Origin of the sequence: Janibacter indicus, from assembly GCF_900176385.1 — a bacterium.
Taxonomy (GTDB): Bacteria; Actinomycetota; Actinomycetes; order Actinomycetales; family Dermatophilaceae; genus Janibacter; species Janibacter indicus.
In genome coordinates this window covers 15668-37085 of the sequence record NZ_FWXN01000012.1, presented here as the reverse complement: position 1 = coordinate 37085, position 21418 = coordinate 15668, and the positions used below count along the sequence as shown (strand labels likewise).

Below are 21418 nucleotides of genomic sequence, written 5' to 3'. Positions count from 1 at the left end.
GCGTGCCGGGCAAGAGCCGCGGGCGTCTACTGTTGCCCCGTGCGCCTTGGTGTCATCGATGTCGGTTCCAACACCGTCCACCTCCTCGTCGTCGACGCCCATCACGGTGCGGCGCCGATCCCTGCGACCTCCCACAAGATCCTGCTGCGGCTGTCCGAGCACGTCGACGCCGACGGCTGCATCGACGACGCCGGCGCGGCCGACCTGTCGCGCTTCGTCGCCGAGTGCCTCGAGGTCGCCGAGGACCACGGGGTCGAGGAGATCCTGCCCTTCGCCACGAGCGCGGTGCGCGAGGCGCCCAACGGCGACGAGGTCCTCGCCCGGGTGCGGGCCGACACCGGGGTCGACCTGCGGGTGCTCAGCGGTGAGGACGAGGCGCGGCTGACCTTCCTCGCCGCCCGTCGGTGGGCCGGCTGGTCCGCGGGCCGGCTGCTCGTCGTCGACATCGGCGGCGGCTCCCTCGAGCTGACCCTCGGCGACGACGAGGACCCCGACATCGCCAAGTCGCTCCTCCTCGGCGCCGGCCGGGTGACCCGCGACCTGCTGCCGGGCAATCCCCCTTCGGCCCAGGAGATCAAGGCGGCCCGCCGCGCGGTCCGCGCCACCCTGGCCAAGGAGATCCGGCCCTACGCCAAGGCGAGCTCGCCCGACACGGTGCTCGGCACGAGCAAGACGATGCGCTCCCTGGCCCGCATCGCGGGCGCCGCGCCGAGCGCCGACGGGCCCTACGCCGACCGGCGACTGCGCCTGGAGGACGTCACCGCGACGATCGCCCGGATCTCGACGATGACCGCGCACGAGCGCGTCGAGCTCCCGGGGGTCTCCGCGTCGCGGGCCCACCAGCTGCTCGCCGGCGGCATCGTCGCCGAGGCGGCGATGGACCTGCTCGGGGTCCGCGAGCTGACGATCTGCCCGTGGGCGCTGCGCGAGGGCGTGCTGCTGCGCTACCTCGACCTGATGAGCTGAGCGCGCTCCCGATCCCGCCGCCGACGCGGGTCTACGCTCGAGGCATGGCCTCTCCCCACCCGCACATCCCGGTCGGCCTGTCCACCGCCTCGGTCTACCCGGAGGGCGCGGCCGCGGCCTTCGAGATGGCGGCCGAGCTGGGCTACGACGGCGTCGAGGTCATGGTCTGGGCGGACCCGATCTCGCAGAGCGCCGGCGCGCTGCGGGCCCTCGCCGACCACCACGGCCTCGACATCGTCTCGATCCACGCGCCGACCCTGCTGCTCACCCAGCGGGTCCTGAGCGCCGACCCCTGGGGCAAGATCGACGGCTCGATCGAGCTGGCGCAGCAGGTCGGGGCGCCGACCGTCGTGCTCCACCCGCCCTTCCGCTGGCAGCAGGCCTACGCCCGGGGCTTCGCCGACGGCGTCGCCGAGCGCGAGCACGAGTCCGGCATCACCCTGGCGGTCGAGAACATGTTCCCCTGGGCCGCGCGGGGCCGCCAGGTGCAGGCCTACCTGCCCCACTGGGACCCGGTGCCCCAGCCCTACGACCACGTGACGATCGACCTGTCGCACACCGCGACCGCCCGCAGCGACGCGATGCAGATGGTCCTCGACCTCGGCGACCGGCTCTCGCACATCCATCTGGCCGACGGCATGCTCACGACGCTCAAGGACGACCACCTCGTCCCGGGCCGCGGCACCCAGCCCTGCGCCGAGGTGCTCCAGCACCTGACGACGAGCGGGTTCTCCGGGGCCGTCGTGCTCGAGGTCGGCACCCGGCGCCGCCCGCAGGAGCGCGAGGCGGACCTGCGCGAGTCGCTCGACTTCGCCCGCCGGCACCTCGGGCAGCTCGCCGACGAGCCGAGCGCCACCGCCACCGAATCGGCGTCGTGATGTCGGCCCACGGCCGTCGGCGCGACGCGCGGGCACCCTTCGACGGGGCGCACGCGATCGAGATCGACGGGCTGCGGGTGACGCGGGGCGGACGCCTCGTGCTGCCCGGCCTCGATCTGCGGGTGCCGAAGGGAGAGGTCGTCGGGCTCCTCGGGCCGAGCGGCGGCGGCAAGTCCACCGTCATGCGGGCGGTCGTCGGGGTGCAGCGGGTCGACGCGGGTCGGGTCGAGGTCCTCGGACGCCCGGCGGGCCACCCCGAGCTGCGGCACCGGGTCGGCTACGTCACCCAGGCACCGAGCGTCTACGGCGACCTCACCGTGGCGGACAACGTCACCCACTTCGCCCGGCTCCTCGGCGTGTGGGACCCGCGCACGGCGGCCCGCGAGGCGCTGACGCGCGTCGACCTGACGAGCCGTGCCGCTGCACGCACCGATGCCCTCTCGGGCGGGCAGCGCAGCCGGGTCAGCCTCGCGGCTGCCCTCGTCGGCTCTCCCGAGCTGCTCGTCCTCGACGAGCCGACCGTCGGGCTCGACCCCGTCCTGCGGCGCGACCTGTGGGACCTCTTCCGTGGGCTCGCCGACGACGGCGTGACGCTCCTCGTCTCCAGCCACGTCATGGACGAGGCCTCGCGCTGCGACCGACTCGTCCTGCTGCGCGACGGGGAGGTCCTCGCCGACGACACACCTGCGGGGCTCCTCGAGCGCACCGGCGCCGCCGATGCCGAGGGTGCCTTCCTCGCGCTCGTGGACGAGGTGGCGGCATGAGCCCGCGGCTGACCCTCGTCACCGTCGCCCGGGTGCTGCGGCAGCTCACCCGCGACCACCGAACGCTTGGTCTCCTGCTCGTCGTGCCGGTCGTCCTCATGTGCCTGCTCGCGTGGATCTACGCCGACGGTGTGCTCTTCGAGCGGGTCGGGCCGGTGCTGCTCACGGTCTTCCCCTTCGTCGTCATGTTCGTCGTGACGAGCGTCGCGACGCTGCGCGAGCGCACGAGCGGCACCCTCGAGCGGCTGCTCACCACGCCCCTGGGCAAGGCCGACCTCGTCCTCGGCTACGCGCTCGCCTTCGGTCTGCTCGCCGTCGTCCAGGGGGCGGTCGTCACGGCCGTCTCGGTGTGGCTCCTCGGGCTCGACACCGCCGCGACGTCGGCCTGGCTCGTGCTCGTCGTCGTCGCGAGCGGGGTCCTCGGGACCTCGCTCGGGCTGCTCGCGTCGGCCTTTGCCGCCACCGAGTTCCAGGCCGTCCAGCTCATGCCGGCCACGGTGCTGCCGCAGTTCCTCCTCTGCGGGCTGCTCGTGCCGCGCGACCAGCTGCCGCGCGCGCTCGAGCTCGTCTCCGACGTGCTGCCGCTGTCCTACGTCGTCGACGCGGCGACCTCGGTCGCGCGGGCGCCCGACCCGGGCGGTGACCTCGTCACCCCGCTGCTCGTCATCGCCGGCTGGATCGTCGTGGCCCTCGCCCTGGGGAGCCTCACCCTGCGCCGCCGGACCGGGTGACCGCGGGACCGTAGGCTGACGGGCGTGAGACGACTGCTCTTCATCGCCAATGCCTCAGCGGGCAGCTCCGACCGGAAGGCCCAGGCGGCCGCGCTGGCCGTGCTGCGCGAGGGCGGCGACGTCGAGGTCGTCGAGACCGAGTCGATCGACGATCTCACCGAGGCGATCGCCGCGCGTGACGGCCGCGAGGTCGTCGTCGCCGGGGGAGACGGGTCGCTGCACGCCTTCGTCACCGCGCTGTGCCGCACCGGCGACCTCGGCGAGGACCCGCCGACCGTCGGCCTGCTGCCGATGGGCACGGGCAACGACTTCGCCCGGGCGACGGGCCTGCCCAAGGACCCCGCCGAGGCGGCGCGCATCGTCCTGGCCAGCCCGGTGCGCCCGGTCGACGTGCTCATCGACGACGACGACAACCTCGTGGCCAATGCCGTGCACATCGGCGTGGGCGAGGAGGCCGGCCGCATCGCCGCCCCCTGGAAGGAGCGTCTGGGCAAGGTGCACCTCGGGATCCTCAGCTATGCGATCGGGGGCATCGCCGCGGGCTTCGGTCAGCAGGGTCGCCACCTCGAGGTGGTCGTCGACGACGAGGTCATCGCCGACGGCAGTCGTCGCGTCCTGCAGGTCGCCGCGACCATCGGGACGAGTTTCGGCGGCGGCAGCATGATCGCCCCCGACGCAGCACCCGGCGACGGCCGTGCCGAGGTCGTCGCCTCCTTCGCCGTCGCTCCCCGTCGCCGCCTCCGCTACGCGCTGCACCTGAGCCGCGGGACGCACACCGAGCTCGACGACGTCGTGACCCGCCGGGCCCGCACCGTCACCGTCCGCGGGGTCAACCACGCCTTCGCCGCCAATGCCGACGGCGAGGAGCTCGACCCCGTCAGGGAGCGCACCTGGCGGGTCGTGCCCGAGGCCTACCGTCTGCACACCCCCGAGGAGACGACGTGAGCATCCTCAACCCCGACCACCTGCGCACCCGGCTGCTCGACGCCCTCGTGACCTCGCAGGCGCGCGGGCGCACCGAGCGCTCCCGCATCGTGCAGGCCGCCCGGCATCGCTTTGTCGCCGGCGAGGGCGTCGACGACGCGGTCGCCACGGCGGCCTGGCTGCGGCGGACCAACCGCTTGGCCGCGCTCCACCCGCTCCTGCCCGCCGCGACCGATGCCGCGGCCGTCGAGGCGACGATCACCGAGGCGACGACGGCCATCGAGAGGATCGCGCCCGTCACCGCGGGCGGCGACTACCACTCCGAGCTCTACCTCGCCCCCGAGCACTTCGGGCTGGGCCAGGACCCGGCCCGCGCCGAAGAAGCCCTGCGCCGGGTGTGCACGGTCGGCGACGACCACCGGGTCGACATCACCCTGCGCTCTGGCCCCGACCACTCGATGGACGCCCTGCTCGACCTCGTCCAGCGGGTGCGGCTGGAGCACCCCCGCCTCACGACCTCGCTCGTCGCCCGCCGCCACCGCTCCGAGGCCGATGCGGCGATGCTCGCCGCGACGGGCGCCCGGGTGCGCCTCGTGCGCGGCGGCACCGGCGAGCCGCAGGCGTCGAGCTGGCAGGACCCGCACGAGGTCGACCTCGCCTTCGCCCGCTGCCTCGCGACCCTGCTCGGCAGCGGGGTCCACACCGTCGTCGCGACCCACGAGCCGGTGCTCCTCGACCTGGCCGACGGCCTCGCCGACCAGTCCGGTCGGGGACCCGAGGGCCTGGAGTACCAGTTCTTCCTCGGCGCCGACCCCGACCTGCAGCTGCGCACCGCCGACGCCGGCCACCGGGTGCGCATCCTCGTGCCCTACGGTCCGATGTGGCTCGAGCACCTGCACGACCTGGCCCGCCGCCCCTCCGGGGTCCGACGCCTCGTCGAGACCGTCACCGGCCGCGGCTGACCGCACCACCGACCCAGGAGGACCCAGATGACCACCGCGATCTACGGAGTCGGCGCCATGGGCGGCGCCATCCTCGACGGTCTCACCGCGCACGGCGACGGCGAGGTCCTCGCCGTCGCGCGCACCCCCGAGCGCGCCACCGAGCTGCGCGAGCGCTACGCCGACCGGCCCGCGGTCGAGGTCGTCGACGCCTCCACGGCCGCGGCCCGCGCCGACGTCCACCTCGTCGTCGTCAAGCCCTACGCGGTGGCGGACCTGCTCGCGCAGGTGCGCGACTCCCTTCGCCCCGGCTCGCTCGTCGTCTCCCTCGCGCTCGGCGTCTCCCTCGCCGACCTGGCCGCCGCGCTGCCCGACGGCGTCGCCGCGGTCCGCGGGATGCCCAACACCCCGGCCCGCGTCGGCCAGGGGATGACCGTGCTCAGCCCCGCCGCCGACGTCACCGACGAGCAGCTGCAGCTCGTGCGCGACGTGCTCGCGCCGGCCGGGGCCACCCTCGTCCTTCCCGAGACGCAGCAGGGCGCGGCCACGGCCCTGTCCGGGTCGGCGCCCGCCTACTTCTACCTCGTCGTCGAGGCGATGGTCGACGCCGGCGTCGCGCAGGGGCTGACCCGCGCCGACGCCCTCGCCCTCGCCGGGCAGGCCGCACGTGGTGCGGGCGCGATGCTCGTCGAGACCGGCGAGGAGGCGGCGCTGCTGCGCGCCCAGGTCACCTCGCCGGGGGGCTCGACCGCCGCGGCGCTCGCCCGCCTCGAGGCCCACGGGGTGCGGCACGCCCTCGCCGACGCCGTCTCGGCCTGCGCCGACCGAGCCGGCTGATGGCCGCCGACTGGTCGGTGCGCCGCCTGACCGCCGAGGACTGGCAGCGCTACCGCGCCGTGCGGCTGGCGATGCTCCTCGACGAGCCGGCGGCCTACGGCAGCAGCTTCGCCCGGGAGGTCTCCTACGACGAGCAGAGGTGGCGCTCGCTCCTCGAGCAGGCGGTCTTCCTCGCCGAGGGCGGCGACGGCCTCCCGCTCGGCGCCGCGACGATGCTGCGACTCGACCCGGCCGACGTCCCCGAGATCGTCGCGATGTGGGTCGCCGGCCACGCCCGTGGTCGGGGGCTCGCCGACGCCCTCGTCGACGCCGCCGTGACCGAGGCGGCGGCCGGGGGCGCGACGGAGGTGCGACTGCACGTCATGCTCGACAACCCGCGAGCACTCGGCTTCTACGAGCGGGCCGGGTTCGCCTTCGACGGGGCACACGGCGACGCCCGGGGGTGCGACCGGATGAGTCGCGAGATCCGCGCTGTGACAGGCGAAGAGGTGAATTCTCGATGACCCGGGGGAGCATTCCGCGGCCCGGGATGAGAGACTCACGCCATGAGTGAGATCACCGTGCGCGCACTGACCGAGGACGAGTGGGAGACCTACCGCACCCTTCGGCTGGAAGCCCTGCGCGAATCTCCCGACGCCTTCGTCGCCGACCACGACACCGAGGCCGCCGAGCCCGAGGACTTCTGGCGCGCCCGCATGGCCCGCAGCGTCCGCCTCGTCGCCGAGGCCGAGGGCGCGCACGTCGGTGTCGTCAGCATCGGCAGCGTCAGCGAGGACAAGGGCGAGACCGCCGGCCAGCTCTTCGGCCTGTGGGTCAACCCCCAGTGGCGTGGCCGCAGCGTCGCCGCCAACCTCGTGCGCCAGGGCGCTCGCATCGCCGAGGACAAGGGCCTGAGCCAGCTCTACTACTGGGTCGGCTCCGACAACGGCCGCGCCGTCGCCTTCGCCTCCAGCTTCGGCTTCCGCCCCACCGACGACCGCCGCCCGATGCGCGTCTCGGGTGGCGACGGCGCTCCCGAGGAGGAGATCGCGCTCGTCCTGGCCCTCGGCGAGGACCGCGGCTGACCGCGACCCCACGACCACCGGCGCCCCTCCTCCCTTCGACCGAAGGGAGGAGGGGCGCCGCCGTGAGGCGGGCCGGGTTACGGCCGCGCGGCCATCCGCTCGATGAGCGCGGTCGGCCCGCTGACGATGATCAGGTCGCCGCTGCGCACCTTGGTCTCGGGGCGGGCATAGGTGAAGTCCTGGCCGGGTGACTTCACGCCGACGACGGTCACGCCGTACTTGCTGCGGATCGACGACTGCTCGAGGGTGAAGCCGATCGCCTCCTGCGGCGGGGTCATCTTGACGATCGCGAAGCCGTCGTCGAACTCGATGTAGTCCATGAGCCGGCTGCCGATGAGGTGCGCCAGCCGCTTGCCGGACTCGATCTCGGGGGAGAGGACGTGGTGCACGCCGATCCGGTTGAGGATGCGGGCGTGCTCGGGGCTGACCGCCTTGGCCCAGACCTTGGGTGCCTCGCCGTCGATGAGGTTGACCGCCGCGAGGACGCTCGCCTCGATCGACGAGCCGATCGCGAGCACGCTCGCCGAGAAGGCGTGCGGCTTGATCTCCTCGATCGTCGTGACGGCAGTGGCGTCGCCCTGGACGATGCGCCCGACCCGGCCGAGATAGCTCTCCGCCAGACGGGGGTCGAGCTCGAGGGCCGTGACGCGGTTGCCGAGCCGGTGCAGCTCGGTCGCGACGGCCCCGCCGAAGCGGCCGAGGCCGATGACGAGGACGTCCTCGTTGTGCAGACGCATGCGGGGCACGGTCTCTCCGATCGTCGGGGGGTCAGTGATCACCGACCCTAGCCGGGGTAGCGTCCTGCTCATGAGCACACAGGCGTGCGCCATCTGGGGCGAGGACTTCACGAAGTACGACTTCGGGCCGGGTCACCCCATGGCACCGGTGCGGCTGGACCTGACCGCACGACTCTGCCGCGAGCTCGGCGTCTTCGACGACGTCGAGCTCGTCGACGTGGACATCGCGCCCGACGAGGTGCTCACCACGGTCCACGACCGCGCCTACGTCGACGCCGTCAAGGCGATGTCCGCCGACCCCTCCGCCGCCGACGGCACCTGGGGCATCGGCACCGACGACGTGCCCGCCTTTGCCGGGATCCACGAGTCGAGCGCCCGCATCGTCGCCGGATCGGTCGAGGCCGCCCGGCGGGTGTGGACCGGCGAGGCCGAGCACGCCGTCAACTTCACCGGTGGCATGCACCACGCGATGCGCGATCGTGCCGCCGGCTTCTGCATCTACAACGACATCGCCGCCGCGATCCGGTGGCTGCTCGACCAGGGCGTCGAGCGGGTCGCCTACGTCGACGTCGACGTCCACCACGGCGACGGCGTGCAGGCGATCTTCTACGACGACCCGCGCGTGCTCACCGTCTCGCTCCACGAGTCCGGCCGCACCCTCTTCCCGGGCACCGGCTGGCCCGCTGACACCGGGGGGCCGGGTGCCGAGGGCACGGCCGTCAACATCGCGCTGCCGCCCGGGGTCACCGACGGGCCGTGGCTGCGTGCGCTGGCCTCGGTCGCCGCCCCGGTCGTGCGCGCCTTCGAGCCGCAGGTGCTCGTCACCCAGCACGGCTGCGACACCCACCGCGAGGACCCCCTGGCCCACATGGCCCTGACCGTCGACGCCCAGCGGCAGGCCGCGGTCAACCTCCACCGTCTCGCGCACGAGGTCGCCGACGGGCGGTGGGTCGCCTTCGGCGGGGGTGGCTACGACGTCTGCGGCGCCGTGCCCCGGACGTGGACCCACCTGACCGCGATCGCCGCGCACAAGCCGGTGCCGGCCGCCACCGAGATCCCCTTGGCCTGGCGCGAGCACGTCGAGCTCGTCTCCGGGCAGCTCGGTCCGGAGCGCATGGGTGACCTGCCCGATCGGGAGCTGCCGATCTGGGTGCAGCCCTGGGCGATGGGCTACAACCCCCACAGCGGCGTCGACCGGGCGATCATGGCCGCCCGCGAGGCGGTCTTCCCGCTCCACGGCCTCGACGTCTGGTACGACTGAAATTCCGCGACTTCTCGCCACGCATCGGCGTGTCGGGTGGACGTGCGGGCGATAATCTCCCCCTGCGGCTTCACAGTCGTCACATCTGCCCCTATGGTTGTCGTCTGCGGGGCTCGTAGACGATCCATCCGGCACGGGCCGGTGGTGCGACCCCGCGGAGACCGAGGTGATCATGTCCAACGACCGACTGGGTGAGGTGCGCTTCCTCACCGTGGCCGAGGTTGCCTCGATCATGCGCGTGTCGAAGATGACCGTGTACCGCATGGTCCACAACGGCGACCTGCCGGCAGTGCGCGTCGGTCGCAGCTTCCGCGTCCCGGAGGACGCCGTGCACACCTACCTCGAGAGCTCCTTCATCGAGACCGCCTGAGCGACCGGCACCCGCCCCCGGCGCGAGGCGCTCGTGGGAGCGGATAGACTCTGTCGTCTGACTCGTAGTTCGGTGGGCCCTGCCTCGGCAGGATCGGCATCGCTCGAGCCGCCCCCGACAAGCACCGACCACGACACCAGAAGGACATCCGCATGGGTTCTGTCATCAAGAAGCGTCGCAAGCGCATGGCGAAGAAGAAGCACCGCAAGCTGCTGCGCAAGACGCGCCACCAGCGTCGCAACAAGAAGTGACCCGCACGAAGGGGGTCGGTCCGGATCATCCGGACCGACCCCCTTCGTCGTGCTCACGGTGACCGCCGTCTCGCCCGGCGGGGCCCCGCGGGCGGCAGCGCGTGGCTAGGCTGCAGACCAGGTCGTGACCACCCGCGGCCGACGTCCACAGGAAGGCCTCCCGGTGCCCCAGACGGTCCTCGTCGCAGGAGTCTCCCGCCACCTCGGCGGAGCCTTTGCGCGTCGCCTGAGCCGAGACGAGTCCATCGACCGGATCATCGGCGTCGACGTGGTGCCGCCGCGGCACGGCATCGGGCGTGCGGAGTTCATGCGGGCCGACATCCGCAGCCCGCTCATCAGCCGGATCATCTCGGGCAACGACGTCGACACGGTCGTCCACATGGGCGTCATCGCCACCCCCCGCGCCGGCGGGGGACGGGCGACCCAGAAGGAAGTCAACGTCATCGGCACGATGCAGTTGCTCGCTGCCTGCCAGCGCGCCGACTCGGTGACCAAGCTCGTCGTCAAGTCCACCGCGGGCGTCTACGGCTCGAGCCCCCGTGATCCGGCGATGTTCACCGAGGACATGTCGGCCAAGCAGATGCCGCGCTCGGGCTGGGCCCGCGACAGTGTCGAGGTCGAGGGCTACGTGCGCGGTCTCTCGCGGCGCCGACCCGACATCGAGATCACCACGCTGCGCTTCGCCAACGTCATCGGGCCGCGCATCCGCACCGCCTTCACCGACCACTTCAGCCTGCCCGTCATCCCGATCCCGCTCGGCTACGATGCCCGGCTGCAGTTCGTCCACGAGGACGACTGCGTCGACGCGATCGCCCGGGCGGTGAGCATCCCGGGTCTGGGCTCGGTCAACGTCGCGGGCGACGGCATCATCACCGCGAGCCAGGCGGCCAACCTCGCCGGACGGCCCTTCGTCCTCGTGCCGCGCGCGACGACCGGTGCCCTCACCGACCTGGCGAAGAAGTTCGGCCTGATCGACATCGGCTCCGACCAGCTCGACTTCATGACCTTCGGTCGTGGTCTGGACACGACCCGGATGCGCGCCGACTTGGGCTTCGAGCCCGCCTACACGACGCGCGCCGCCTACGAGGACTACGCCCGCGCGACGAAGGGGAGGGTGCTGGACCGCCTCCCCTTCGCCCAGCCCGGCTGGTCTGCCGTGCAGGCCGCCGAGGCCGCCATGCGCGCCGTGTCGCCCGCCCCCGAGAGTGAGAAGTGATGGCCGACAGCACCCGCGCCTCCGGCGCGAAGAAGACCGCCGCGAAGAAGACCGCCGCGAAGCCGGCGACGCGGAAGTCGACCGCGAAGAAGTCGACCGCCAAGAAGGCGACGCCGAAGAAGGCGACGCCGAAGAAGGCGAACCAGAAGGCCGCCGCGCGGACGCCCGCCAAGGTCAGCTCGGTCGCCGCGGCCGCCGACCGTGCCGGGGGAGAGCGGGCCCGCCGCCGCACGACCCCGCTGCTCACCGGTCCGTCGGCCGAGGTCCCCACGACCACGAGCTCGAAGGGCGGATCGCGCACCTCGTCGACGTCCTCCCGCCCGGCCAAGCCCAAGAAGCCGTCGGCCCCGCGCCAGCCGCGCCTCACCGTCGTCCCCGGACCCGACGGAGCGCCCCCCGCGGCGACCCCGACCGCCCGCCGCCGACCGCCGGCCCGGCGCAGCACCTCGACCGCCTCGCGTCCGGCAGCACGCAGCACCGCCGCGGCATCACGTCGGCCGGTCTCGCCGGCGGTGGCTCCGGCCCAGCCGGTCGCGACGCCGGGGACCCCCGACAGCGGCCAGGCGCTCGTGCCGGGTCTGGCCGAGCTGCTCTCCGTGCTGCTGTCGGCCGGGCAGCTGACCTCGCGCACCCTGGGCCAGGCGGCCGGCGCGGCCGCGGGCGAGGACTGGGAGCGGCGCTTCGCCGAGACCCTCCAGTTCCTCCAGCGTCGGGTCAAGGGCGACTACGCCGTCGACGACTTCGGCTTCGACCGCGACTTCACCACGCACACCGTCTTCCCCGTGCTGCGGCTGCTCAAGGACAAGTGGTTCCGCGTCGAGGTGCGGGGCATCGAAAACATCCCGGCCGACAGCGGCGCGCTCCTGGTGTCCAACCACTCGGGCACGGTGGCCATCGACTCGGTCATCACCCAGCTGGCGATCCACGACGCCCACCCGCAGCAGCGCTTCCTGCGCATGCTCGGCGCCGACCTCGTCTTCCAGCTCCCGGTGGTCGGTGACGTCGCACGCAAGACCGGCGCGACCCTGGCCTCCAACGCCGATGCCGAGCGGCTGCTGCGCGGCGGCGAGCTCGTCGGGGTCTGGCCCGAGGGGTTCAAGGGCGTCGGCAAGCCCTTCCGTGAGCGTTACAAGCTGCAGCGCTTCGGCCGTGGCGGCTTCGTGTCGGCGGCGATCCGCTCCGAGGTGCCGATCATCCCGTGCTCGGTCGTCGGCGCCGAGGAGGTCTACCCGATGATCGGCAACATGAAGACCGTGGCCCGGCTGCTCGGGGCTCCCTATGCGCCGATCACGCCCTTCTTCCCTCTGCTCGGCCCGCTCGGGCTCATCCCGCTGCCGAGCAAGTGGATCATCGAGTTCGGCGAGCCGGTCGACACCGCGTCGCTGGGTCCGGCGGCGGCCGAGGACCCGATGCTCGTCTTCGAGCTGACCGACCAGGTGCGCGAGACGATCCAGCAGACGCTGTACTCCGTGCTCGTCACGCGCCGCTCCGTCTTCTTCTAGGAGGCGCTGTGGTCGCCCTTCCCGATGCCCGGGTGGTGATGGTCGGACGCCAAGGCTGTCACCTGTGCGACGAGGCGCGCGCGATCATCGCGCGGGTCGTCGCCGAGACCGGCGACAGCTTCGCCGAGGTCGACATCGATGCCGACCCCGAGCTGGCGCGCTACACCGAGGAGGTGCCGGTCACCTTCGTCGACGGGCGCCAGCACGACTACTGGCGGGTGGACGAAGGGCGGTTGCGCGCGGCGTTGCGGGCGTGAGGGTGCGGGCCGGGGTGGCCGGTGTCCACGGTATGTGGCGACTTTGTGCATTTGTTCACAAGAGCGTAATCTCGAGTCGTTCGGTCGTTCGGCGCCGCTCGGCCCCACGACCGCGAGAGGAGCGCAGCCCAGCCGTGTCAGTCGATCAGGCCGCCAAGCGGGAGATCCCCGATGCGACGGTCGCGCGACTTCCCGGATACCTCCGGGCCCTGGGCCAGCTGACCGCGCAGGACGTGCAATCCGTCTCCTCCGAGGAGCTCGCCCACAGTGCCGGCGTCAGCTCCGCCAAGCTGCGCAAGGACCTCAGCCACCTCGGTTCCTACGGTGTCCGCGGAGTCGGCTACGACGTCGCGCACCTGACCTACCAGATCTCCCGGGCCTTGGGGCTGACCCACGACTGGCCCGTGATCATCGTCGGCATGGGCAACCTCGGTCGGGCCCTGGCCTCCTACGGGGGCTTCGCGACCAAGGGCTTCAAGGTCGTCGCGCTCCTCGACCGCGACGAGGCCATCGTCGGCGACAGCGTCGACGAGCTGGCGATCCAGCCCATGGGGGCGCTGACCTCCCTCGTCGTCCCCGGAGAGGCGTGCATCGGGGTCATCGCGACCCCGGCGGCGTCCGCCCAGGCGGTCGCCGACCTGCTCGTCGCGGCCGGTGTCAGCTCCATCCTCAACTTCGCCGCGACGGCCATCCAGGTTCCCGAAGGGGTGCACATGCGCAAGGTCGACCTGTCCACCGAGCTGCAGATCCTCGCCTTCCACGAGCAACAGCGCGTGGGCGGCTCGGACGAGCTCCTCGACGAGGCGGCGGGCCGATGAGTCTGCTCGCCTTCGGCCTCAACCACCGACGTGCCCCCATCTCCGTGCTGGAGCGGGCGGCGCTCGACGAGGCCAGCCTCGCCCAGATCCTCGCGGCGGCCTCGGACAGCCCCGACATCAGCGAGCACGTCGTCGTCGCGACCTGCAACCGCACCGAGATCTACGCCGAGGTCAGCGGCTTCCACGGCGCGGTCGCCGACCTCACCGAGGCATTCACCTCGTCGACCGGCATCACCCACGACGACCTCAAGACCCACCTCGACCTCCACTACGGCGACGCCGCCGTCGCCCACGTCTTCAACGTCGCGGCGGGCCTGGACTCGATGGCCGTCGGAGAGTCGCAGATCCTCGGGCAGCTGCGTGACGCACTGGCTCGCGGCCAGGCGGACGGGCACGTCGGCTCCAGCCTCAACTCCCTGGTCCAGCAGGCCCTGCGCACCGGCAAGCAGGTGCACTCCGACACGGGCATCGACGAGGTCTCGCGCTCGCTCGTCGGTGCCGGCCTCGACGCCGCGGAGCAGCACGTCGGCCCGCTCGCCGACGCCCACGTCCTCGTCGTGGGTGCCGGCGCCATGAGCGCCCTGGCCGCGACGAGCAGCGTGCGCCGCGGTGCCGAGCGGCTCACCGTCGTCAACCGCACCCACGAGCGGGGGGTCGCGCTCGCCGAGCGGCTCGAGGGCACCGCCCGTCCCCTCGACGAGCTCGCCGAGGCCCTCGCCGACGCCGATGTGGTCATCTCCTGCACCGGCTCGACCGGTCTGGCGATCACGCTGGCCGACGTCGCCGACGCCCAGGTGGCGCGCGGCGGTCGGCGGCAGGCCTTCGTCGACCTCGCCCTCCCGCACGACATCGGCCACGAGGTCGCCGACCTCACGGGCGTCGTGCGTCTGGGCCTGGCCGAGCTCGGCGAGCTCCTCGGCTCCAGCGGCACCGTCCCCGAGGTCGAGCAGGCGCGCTCGCTCGTCGGTGACGCCGTCACCCGGCACCTCGGTGCGCGCGCGGCGACTCAGGCCGCGCCGACGGTCCGGGCACTGCGCGCGGCCGCCCAGCAGGTCGTCGAGCGTGAGCTCGGCCGCCTCGACCAGCGCACCCCCGACATGAGTGCCGAGCACCGGGCCGAGGTCGAGCGGGCCGTCCACCGGATCGTCGACAAGCTGCTGCACCAGCCGACCGTGCGCGCCAAGGAGCTGGCCGTCGACGGTCGGCTCGGCGAGTACGAGGACGCCCTGCGTCAGCTCTTCGACCTGCACGCCGACGGAGGTGTCCTGTGACCTCCCTTCGTCTGGGGACCCGTCGCTCGGCCCTGGCCACGACCCAGTCCGGCCACGTCGCCGACGCCCTGCGGGCCGCCGGCCACGACGTCGAGCTCGTCGAGATCGTCACCGAGGGCGACACCAACCGCGCCTCGCTCGCCAGCATGGGTGGCACCGGGGTCTTCGCCAGCGCGCTGCGCCAGGCGCTGCACGACGGTGAGATCGACGTGGCCGTGCACTCGCTCAAGGACCTGCCGACCGCAACGGAGCCGGGGCTCGTCGTCGTCGCCATCCCGCCGCGGGTCGACCCGCGCGACGCGCTGTGCGCCCGTGACGGGCTCACCCTCGGCGAGCTCGGCGAGGGCGCCGTCGTCGGCACCGGGTCGCCGCGACGTCGGGCCCAGCTGGCCGCGCTCGGCCTCGGTCTGCGCTTCCGCGACATCCGCGGCAACCTCGGCACCCGGCTCGACATGGTCGGCCCCGGTGAGGACCAGCTCGACGCGATCGTGCTCGCCCACGCGGGCCTGACCCGGCTCGACCTGCGCGACCGCGTCACCGAGGTCCTCGACCCGATCCAGATGCTGCCGGCGCCCGGCCAGGGCGCCCTCGCCGTCGAGTGCCGCGAGGACGACGATCGGGTGCTCGCCGCCCTGCGTCCCCTTGACGACGCCGACACGCGGGCCGCCGTCACCGCCGAGCGCGCGATCCTCGCCGAGCTCGAGGCCGGCTGCGCCGCACCCGTCGGCGCGCTCGCCGAGGTCGTCGACGACGTCGACGGTCCAGTGCTGTCGCTGCGGGCCGTCGTCGCCGCGACCGATGGCTCCAGCGACCTGCGTCGGTCCGCCACCGGCCCCCTCGAGCAGGCCGAGGAGCTCGGCCGCCGGCTCGCCCGCACCCTCGTCGACGACGGCGCCCCCGCCATCGCCGACCTGACCGCCACCCACCCCCCGACCGCTTCGGAGCATGCCCAGTGACCCCCCAGCGCACTGCCACCGCCACCACCGCCGCTCGCCGGCCGGCCCGCGTCGCCTTCGTCGGCGCCGGACCGGGTGACGCGTCACTGATGACCGTCGCCGCCGTCGACCTGCTGAGGCGCGCGGACGCGGTGATCACCGACCAGCTGACCAACGAGGCCATCGTCGCCTCGATGACCGGCGACGACGTCGACGTCGTCGACGCCAGTCACGGCGAGCACGGGCAGCAGCTGACGCACGCGTCCCGGGCCAAGCTCGTCGTCAAGACCGCCAAGGCGCACAAGGGCGGGCTCGTCGTGCGACTCATGGACGGCGACCCCGCGACCTTCAACGGCCTGGCCGAGGAGGCGCAGGCGCTGGTCAAGGCCGACATCGACTTCGACATCGTCCCCGGGGTCTCGTCGGTGAGCGCCGTGCCGACCTACGCGGGGGTGCCCCTCACCGCACGTGGCACCGGGGCGCTGCACGTCATCAGCCTCAGCGGCTCCAAGCGGGCCGACCTGTCGCACTCGGTCGCCGACGACGTCACGCTCGTGCTGCTCGGCCTGCCCGAGCACATCGCGCCGGCCTTCGGCGAGCTCATCGCGGCCGGTCGGGCGGCCGACACCCCGGTCGCCCTGACCCGGGGCGGGACGACCACCCAGCAGGCCACCCGGCAGACGACCCTCGACGCCGCAGCCGAGGCGCTCGCCGACCTCGACGAGCCGCTCCTCGCGGTGATCGGGTCGACCGTCGGCATGCGCGACGCCCTGTCGTGGTTCGAGACCAAGCCGCTCTACGGCTGGCGCGTGCTCATCCCGCGCACCAAGGACCAGGCCGGGCCGATGACCAAGCAGCTGCTCGGCCACGGCGCGACGAGCGAGGTCGTCCCGACGATCAGCGTCGAGCCGCCGCGGACCCCGCAGGCGGTCGAGCGTGCCGTCCGGGGGCTCGTCACCGGTCGCTACCAGTGGATCGGCTTCACCTCGGTCAACGCCGTCAAGGCGATCCGCGAGAAGTTCGAGGAGTTCGGGCTCGACGCCCGCGCCTTCTCCGGGCTGAAGATCGCCGCCGTCGGTGGGGTCACCGCCGACGCCCTGCGCGACTGGGGCCTCGAGCCCGACCTCGTGCCGTCCGGCGAGATGTCCGCCCGCGGACTGCTCGAGGAGTGGCCGCCCTACGACGAGGTCCTCGACCCGATCGACCGCGTCTTCCTCCCGCGGGCCGACATCGCGACCGACACCCTCGTCGCGGGCCTGCAGGACATGGGGTGGCAGGTCGACGACGTCACCGCCTACCGCACGGTGCGCGCAACCCCGCCGCCGGCGCCGGTGCGCGATGCCATCAAGCAGGGCGCCTTCGACGCCGTCGTCTTCACCTCGTCCTCGACCGTGCGCAACCTCGTCGGCATCGCCGGCAAGCCGCACCCGTCGACGATCATCGCGTGCATCGGTCCGGCCACCGCCAAGACCGCCGAGGAGGCCGGCCTGCGGGTCGACGTCCTGGCCCCCGAGGCGACCGGCGACAGCCTCGTCGAGGCCCTCGCCGACCACGGTCGCGAGCTCGCGGCGGCCGCGGCCGAAGCGGGCGAGGAGCCGACCCGTCCCAGCCAGCGGCGCAAGAAGTCGACGGCCCGACGCAAGGCGAAGGGGTGAGCGGCCCGGTCGTGCGACCGCGACGACTGCGGGGGAGCGTCCCCCTTCGTCGTCTCGTGGCGCAGACGCGGCTGCACCCGGCGGACCTCGTCCTGCCGGTCTTCGTCCGCGAGGGCATCTCCGCGCCCGTGGAGATCTCTTCGATGCCCGGCGTCGTCCAGCACACCCTCGACTCGCTCGTCCAGGAGGCGCGCGCCTGCGTCGAGGCGGGCATCGGCGGGATCATGCTCTTCGGGGTGCCGGAGACCAAGGACGCCCGTGGCTCCGGGGCCGACGACCCGCAGGGCATCCTCAACATCGCCACCCGGGCGGTCGTCGACGCCGTCGGCGACCGGCTGGTCGTCATGACCGACCTGTGCCTCGACGAGTTCACCGACCACGGCCACTGCGGGGTGCTCACGACGACGCTCGACGGGCGCAGCGTCGTCGATAACGACGCCACCCTCGAGCGCTACGCCGACATGGCGCTGGCCCAGGCCGCCGCCGGCTCCCACGTCCTGGGGCTGTCCGGGATGATGGACGGCCAGGTCGCCCACGTGCGTGCCGCGCTCGACGAGGCCGGCTACACCGACACGCTCGTCCTGGCCTACGCGGCGAAGTACACCTCCGCGCTCTACGGGCCCTTTCGCGAGGCCGTGCAGTCCTCGCTGAGCGGCGACCGCGCGACCTACCAGCAGGACCCGGCCAATGCGACCGAGGCGCTGCGCGAGATCGAGCTCGACCTCGCCGAGGGCGCGGACTTCATCATGGTCAAGCCGGCCCAGCCGCACCTCGACGTCATCGCGGCGGCCGCCGAGATCTCGCCGGTGCCGGTGGCGGCCTACCAGATCTCGGGGGAGTACTCGCAGATCGTCGCCGCGAGCGAGCGGGGCTGGATCGACCGCGACGCAGCCGTCATGGAGTCGCTCCTGCACATCCGGCGCGCGGGCGCCCAGATCGTGCTCACCTACTTCGCCCTCGAGATCGCCGGCCGACTGTGAGCGACGACGTCTGGCTCGACGACGAGCAGCAGCAGCACTGGCGGGCCTACCTGCGCGGGTCGCGGCTCCTCGAGCGGGCACTCGTCGACGACCTCGCCCCCCTTGGGATCCAGCTGACCGAGTACGAGCTGCTCTCGATGCTCTCGGAGTCACCCGGGCAGCGCACCCGGATGTCGCGCCTGGCCGACGACATCATCCAGTCGCGCTCCCGCGTCACCCACACGGCCTCGAGGCTGGAGAAGCGCGGCTGGGTCGAGCGGTGCCGCTCCACCGACGATGGACGCGGGGTCGAGATCTCGCTCACCGACGCCGGGCGCGAGGCTCTCGAGGGCATCGCGCAGACCCACGTGGCCTCCGTGCGCAGCCACCTCGTCGACGTGCTCACGCCGCAGCAGTTCGCCGCGCTCGGCGAGGCGATGGCCGCGCTGCGCGACCGGATGGCACCGCAGCACCACGAGATCGGGCTCGACGACTGACCTCGTCGGGCTGTTGGCTGCGTCACGGCACGCCGCCGACGAGGTCGGGGCCCGGATCGCCGACATCCAGGGGCGCTGACCCTCCCTTCGCTCTCACACGGTCCTGATGGCCGGGAAGTCCTGAGATGGCCGGGATGTCCGGACGTGACCGCGCAATTGCACGGCCAGGTCCGGACATCCCGGCCATCTGCGCTCATCCCGGTCACGCCCGGCGCGCCATCGCCTGCTCGATCATGGCGAGCGCCTCCTCGGGGAGCGGGCGACCGGATTTGGGAGGATCAGGGCATGACGCTCTCGACCACCGCATCCCAGGCTCTCTTCGACCGCGCCCGCGAGGTCACCCCCGGCGGCGTCAACTCGCCGGTGCGGGCCTTCCGCGGGGTCGGTGGCGTGCCGCGCTTCATCGACAGCGCCCGCGGTCCCTGGCTCACCGACGTCGACGGCAACCGCTACGTCGACCTCATCTGCTCGTGGGGCCCGATGATCCTCGGGCACGCCCACCCCGACGTGCTCGCCAGCGTCACCGACGCCGCGGCCAAGGGATTCTCCTTCGGTACCCCGAGCGAGAACGAGGTGGCCCTGGCCGCCGAGATCGTCGAGCGCGTGGAGCCGCTGGAGCAGGTGCGCCTCGTCTCCTCGGGGACCGAGGCGACGATGTCCGCCCTTCGTCTGGCGCGGGGCGCGACCGGCCGCTCGGTCGTCGTGAAGTTCGCCGGCTGCTACCACGGCCACGTGGACGCCCTTCTCGCGCAGGCCGGTTCGGGGGTGGCGACCTTTGCGCTGCCCGACTCGGCCGGCGTGCCCGCGTCGGCAGCGGGGGAGACCGTGGTGCTGCCCTACAACGACCTGGGCGCGGTCGAGGAGCTCTTCGCCGTGCGCGGGGAGGAGGTCGCCGCGGTGATCACCGAGGCGTCGCCCGGCAACATGGGCGTCGTGCCGCCGGCGCCCGGGTTCACCGAGGCGCTGCGTCGGATCACGTCTGCTCACGGGGCACTGCTCATCAGCGACGAGGTCATGACCGGGTTCCGCTGCAGCCGCTCGGGCTGGTACGGCCTCGAGACCGGTGCCGAGGGAGCCCACCCCGGCGGCTACCCGAGCGGTGCCCCGGACCTGTTCACCTTCGGCAAGGTCATGGGTGGCGGCTTCCCCGCTGCGGCCTTCGGCGGCCGCGCCGACCTCATGGCGCGGCTGGCGCCCGACGGGCCCGTCTACCAGGCCGGCACGCTCTCGGGTAACCCCGTCGCCACCGCGGCCGGGCTCGCGACGCTCCGGGCGTGCACCGACGAGCTCTACCCGCGCCTGCTCGAGAGCGCGCGCACCATCGCCGACGCCGCCTCCGACGCCCTGTCCGCCGAGGGGGTCGCGCACACCGTCCAGTGGGCCGGGTCGATGTTCTCGATCTTCTTCCGGGACGAGCCGGTGCGCTCCTTCGCCGACGCGCAGGCGCAGAACACCTCGGCCTACGGGCGCTTCTTCCACGCGATGCTCGAGGGCGGCGTCCACCTGCCGCCGAGCGCCTTCGAGGCGTGGTTCGTCTCCGGCGCCCTGGACACCGAGGCCCTCGACGTCATCCGCGCCGCCCTGCCCGCCGCTGCCAAGGCGGCCGCTGCCGGCTGAGCCAGTCCTTTCGGGCCGGTCAGGGTCGGCCGAGAGAGGGTGGGTCCGCGCTGGGCCGAAGTCCTTCGTCGTCGTGTGGTCACGTCGTCGTTCTCGACGTCGGCTTGAGTCGCGCGGACCCACCCTTGTCGGCCTCTGGCACCGGACCCCACCTCCCAGCCCAGCCAGGGTGACGTCAGGGGCGGGTGAGGTAGAGGGCGTAGGTGAGGGTGCGCCCTTCGCGCTCGACCTCGAGGAGGACCTCCTCGGTCGGGGCGAGAGTGGCCAGGGACACGAGCAGGTCGGGCTCGGGCTGGGCGGCCCAGATGGCGAGGGTGCCGCCGGGGGAGACCTGGTCGAGAGCCCCGCGCATGGCCTCGGGGGAGTAGATGCGCTCGTTGCCCGCGTGCACGAGGAAGCTCGGGCCGTTGTCGACGTCGAGCAGGACGAGGTCCCACGGGCCGAAGGGGGTCGCGGCGCCGGCGAGCACCGGTGCGATGTCGCCGGCGTGGACGCGCACGCGGGGGTGGCGGGCGACCAGGCCGAGTGTCGGGGCCAGGCCGAGCCGGGCCCACTCGACGAGGTCGCTCTCGATCTCGACGACGTCGACCTGGCGCACCCGCTTGTCCTTGAGGACCTGCCAGGCCGTGAAGCCCAGACCGAGGCCGCCGACGAGCACCCGCCCGGGGGCCGCGGTCCGGGTCAGCGCCTCGACCGCCAGCGCGGTCTCGGTCGACGTGTCGAGGCTGTCCATGGCGAAGACGCCGGCGACGACGAGCTCGTGGACGACCGAGCCGCTGCCGTCGGGGTGCGCCCGCTCCCGCAGGGCGATCTCGCCGCGGGGTGTCGTCGCGGAGACGATCGTCTCGGCAGCGCTGTCGTCCATGTCCTCACTCCTCGCCAGCCCCGGATTTCCGGGACGAATGTGTTGTCTATTACGTCACGGTAACCGGGCAAACATCACACCGTGGGAGGGCCGCCCCGGCTA

General features: G+C 73.1%; 24 protein-coding genes. 22 read left to right on the top strand and 2 right to left on the bottom strand.

Translation table 11 applies throughout. The features are described 5' to 3' along the window. Positions 1-39: 39 nt before the first annotated feature. The 9 genes from B9B60_RS14405 to B9B60_RS14365 are packed head-to-tail and all read left to right on the top strand — an operon-like array spanning position 40 to position 7105. Positions 40-966 carry a Ppx/GppA family phosphatase gene (locus B9B60_RS14405; RefSeq protein WP_084452462.1) on the top strand — a complete coding sequence of 309 codons (927 nt, stop codon included), beginning with the start codon at positions 40-42 and terminating at the stop codon, positions 964-966. A 44-nt stretch (positions 967-1010) separates the two neighbouring features. Beyond that, entirely contained in the window at positions 1011-1844 is an 834-nt protein-coding gene (locus B9B60_RS14400; protein ID WP_084452461.1) for a sugar phosphate isomerase/epimerase family protein, read from the top strand. Next, complete coding sequence (locus tag B9B60_RS14395) at positions 1844-2608, top strand: ABC transporter ATP-binding protein (protein ID WP_084452460.1); 765 nt, start codon at positions 1844-1846, stop codon at positions 2606-2608. The genes B9B60_RS14400 and B9B60_RS14395 overlap by 1 nt, the downstream gene beginning before the upstream one ends. After that, positions 2605-3339, top strand: coding sequence for an ABC transporter permease (locus B9B60_RS14390; RefSeq protein ID WP_084452459.1), 735 nt, complete (start codon positions 2605-2607; stop codon positions 3337-3339). Before B9B60_RS14395 ends, B9B60_RS14390 begins: the two co-directional genes overlap by 4 nt. Positions 3340-3363: 24 nt before the next feature. Next, positions 3364-4284, top strand: a complete 921-nt coding sequence (locus B9B60_RS14385) for a diacylglycerol/lipid kinase family protein (RefSeq protein WP_084452458.1) — start codon at positions 3364-3366, stop codon at positions 4282-4284. Beyond that, positions 4281-5225, top strand: a complete 945-nt coding sequence (locus tag B9B60_RS14380) for a proline dehydrogenase family protein (protein WP_084452457.1) — start codon at positions 4281-4283, stop codon at positions 5223-5225. Before B9B60_RS14385 ends, B9B60_RS14380 begins: the two co-directional genes overlap by 4 nt. 27 nt (positions 5226-5252) lie before the next feature. After that, entirely contained in the window at positions 5253-6041 is a 789-nt protein-coding gene (gene proC, locus B9B60_RS14375) for a pyrroline-5-carboxylate reductase (RefSeq protein WP_084452456.1), read from the top strand. Continuing rightward, positions 6041-6544: a GNAT family N-acetyltransferase gene (locus B9B60_RS14370; RefSeq protein WP_084452454.1), complete on the top strand. Its 504-nt coding sequence runs from the start codon at positions 6041-6043 to the stop codon at positions 6542-6544. Before proC ends, B9B60_RS14370 begins: the two co-directional genes overlap by 1 nt. A 42-nt stretch (positions 6545-6586) precedes the next feature. After that, entirely contained in the window at positions 6587-7105 is a 519-nt protein-coding gene (locus B9B60_RS14365; RefSeq protein ID WP_084452452.1) for a GNAT family N-acetyltransferase, read from the top strand. 77 nt (positions 7106-7182) lie between these two features. Here the strand turns inward: B9B60_RS14365 and B9B60_RS14360 are convergent, their stop codons facing one another. Next, positions 7183-7842 (bottom strand): potassium channel family protein, encoded by a 660-nt coding sequence (locus B9B60_RS14360; RefSeq protein WP_370543538.1) that lies wholly within the window; start codon positions 7840-7842, stop codon positions 7183-7185. A gap of 70 nt (positions 7843-7912) precedes the next feature. Here B9B60_RS14360 and B9B60_RS14355 point away from each other — a divergent pair, with 70 nt between their 5' ends. The 13 genes from B9B60_RS14355 (at position 7913) to hemL (ending at position 20451) form a co-directional block, all read left to right on the top strand. After that, positions 7913-9103 (top strand): acetoin utilization protein AcuC, encoded by a 1191-nt coding sequence (locus B9B60_RS14355; RefSeq protein ID WP_084452450.1) that lies wholly within the window; start codon positions 7913-7915, stop codon positions 9101-9103. 172 nt (positions 9104-9275) lie between these two features. Next, complete coding sequence (locus tag B9B60_RS14350) at positions 9276-9473, top strand: helix-turn-helix domain-containing protein (protein ID WP_072626317.1); 198 nt, start codon at positions 9276-9278, stop codon at positions 9471-9473. 152 nt (positions 9474-9625) lie between these two features. Further along, positions 9626-9724, top strand: a complete 99-nt coding sequence (locus B9B60_RS14345) for a 30S ribosomal protein bS22 (RefSeq protein ID WP_003792170.1) — start codon at positions 9626-9628, stop codon at positions 9722-9724. A gap of 163 nt (positions 9725-9887) precedes the next feature. Then, on the top strand, positions 9888-10940 hold the full coding sequence (locus tag B9B60_RS14340) for an NAD-dependent epimerase/dehydratase family protein (RefSeq protein WP_084452448.1): 1053 nt from the start codon (positions 9888-9890) through the stop codon (positions 10938-10940). After that, a complete protein-coding gene (locus B9B60_RS14335) occupies positions 10940-12442 on the top strand; it encodes a lysophospholipid acyltransferase family protein (RefSeq protein ID WP_084452443.1) in 1503 nt (500 codons plus the stop codon). Before B9B60_RS14340 ends, B9B60_RS14335 begins: the two co-directional genes overlap by 1 nt. A gap of 8 nt (positions 12443-12450) precedes the next feature. Next, on the top strand, positions 12451-12699 hold the full coding sequence (locus tag B9B60_RS14330; RefSeq protein ID WP_407656487.1) for a glutaredoxin family protein: 249 nt from the start codon (positions 12451-12453) through the stop codon (positions 12697-12699). Between the two features lie 134 nt (positions 12700-12833). Beyond that, positions 12834-13517 carry a redox-sensing transcriptional repressor Rex gene (locus B9B60_RS14325; RefSeq protein WP_185220786.1) on the top strand — a complete coding sequence of 228 codons (684 nt, stop codon included), beginning with the start codon at positions 12834-12836 and terminating at the stop codon, positions 13515-13517. Continuing rightward, a complete protein-coding gene (locus B9B60_RS14320; protein ID WP_084452441.1) occupies positions 13514-14788 on the top strand; it encodes a glutamyl-tRNA reductase in 1275 nt (424 codons plus the stop codon). Before B9B60_RS14325 ends, B9B60_RS14320 begins: the two co-directional genes overlap by 4 nt. Then, positions 14785-15744, top strand: coding sequence for a hydroxymethylbilane synthase (hemC, locus tag B9B60_RS14315; RefSeq protein ID WP_084452439.1), 960 nt, complete (start codon positions 14785-14787; stop codon positions 15742-15744). The genes B9B60_RS14320 and hemC overlap by 4 nt, the downstream gene beginning before the upstream one ends. Continuing rightward, the gene (locus tag B9B60_RS14310; protein WP_084452437.1) at positions 15741-17378 is read left to right on the top strand and encodes a bifunctional uroporphyrinogen-III C-methyltransferase/uroporphyrinogen-III synthase; all 1638 of its coding nucleotides are present in this window, start codon (positions 15741-15743) and stop codon (positions 17376-17378) included. The genes hemC and B9B60_RS14310 overlap by 4 nt, the downstream gene beginning before the upstream one ends. Next, entirely contained in the window at positions 17375-18358 is a 984-nt protein-coding gene (gene hemB / locus B9B60_RS14305; protein ID WP_084452435.1) for a porphobilinogen synthase, read from the top strand. Before B9B60_RS14310 ends, hemB begins: the two co-directional genes overlap by 4 nt. Then, positions 18355-18834, top strand: coding sequence for a MarR family winged helix-turn-helix transcriptional regulator (locus B9B60_RS14300; protein WP_084452433.1), 480 nt, complete (start codon positions 18355-18357; stop codon positions 18832-18834). Before hemB ends, B9B60_RS14300 begins: the two co-directional genes overlap by 4 nt. Positions 18835-19119: 285 nt before the next feature. Beyond that, positions 19120-20451, top strand: coding sequence for a glutamate-1-semialdehyde 2,1-aminomutase (hemL, locus tag B9B60_RS14295; RefSeq protein ID WP_084452431.1), 1332 nt, complete (start codon positions 19120-19122; stop codon positions 20449-20451). Between the two features lie 175 nt (positions 20452-20626). Here the strand turns inward: hemL and B9B60_RS14290 are convergent, their stop codons facing one another. Beyond that, the gene (locus B9B60_RS14290; protein WP_084452429.1) at positions 20627-21316 is read right to left on the bottom strand and encodes a spermidine synthase family protein; all 690 of its coding nucleotides are present in this window, start codon (positions 21314-21316) and stop codon (positions 20627-20629) included. Positions 21317-21418 lie beyond the last annotated feature (102 nt).

Coding starts and splice junctions, on each gene's coding strand:
- B9B60_RS14335 (WP_084452443.1), top strand. CDS start 10,940: ATGGCCGACAGCACCCGCGCCTCCGGCGCGAAGAAGACCGCCGCGAAG.
- B9B60_RS14320 (WP_084452441.1), top strand. CDS start 13,514: ATGAGTCTGCTCGCCTTCGGCCTCAACCACCGACGTGCCCCCATCTCC.
- B9B60_RS14355 (WP_084452450.1), top strand. CDS start 7,913: ATGAGCACACAGGCGTGCGCCATCTGGGGCGAGGACTTCACGAAGTAC.
- B9B60_RS14345 (WP_003792170.1), top strand. CDS start 9,626: ATGGGTTCTGTCATCAAGAAGCGTCGCAAGCGCATGGCGAAGAAGAAG.
- proC (WP_084452456.1), top strand. CDS start 5,253: ATGACCACCGCGATCTACGGAGTCGGCGCCATGGGCGGCGCCATCCTC.
- B9B60_RS14350 (WP_072626317.1), top strand. CDS start 9,276: ATGTCCAACGACCGACTGGGTGAGGTGCGCTTCCTCACCGTGGCCGAG.
- B9B60_RS14390 (WP_084452459.1), top strand. CDS start 2,605: ATGAGCCCGCGGCTGACCCTCGTCACCGTCGCCCGGGTGCTGCGGCAG.
- B9B60_RS14360 (WP_370543538.1), bottom strand. CDS start 7,842: ATGCGTCTGCACAACGAGGACGTCCTCGTCATCGGCCTCGGCCGCTTC.
- B9B60_RS14400 (WP_084452461.1), top strand. CDS start 1,011: ATGGCCTCTCCCCACCCGCACATCCCGGTCGGCCTGTCCACCGCCTCG.
- B9B60_RS14365 (WP_084452452.1), top strand. CDS start 6,587: ATGAGTGAGATCACCGTGCGCGCACTGACCGAGGACGAGTGGGAGACC.
- hemL (WP_084452431.1), top strand. CDS start 19,120: ATGACGCTCTCGACCACCGCATCCCAGGCTCTCTTCGACCGCGCCCGC.
- B9B60_RS14370 (WP_084452454.1), top strand. CDS start 6,041: ATGGCCGCCGACTGGTCGGTGCGCCGCCTGACCGCCGAGGACTGGCAG.
- B9B60_RS14395 (WP_084452460.1), top strand. CDS start 1,844: ATGTCGGCCCACGGCCGTCGGCGCGACGCGCGGGCACCCTTCGACGGG.
- B9B60_RS14290 (WP_084452429.1), bottom strand. CDS start 21,316: ATGGACGACAGCGCTGCCGAGACGATCGTCTCCGCGACGACACCCCGC.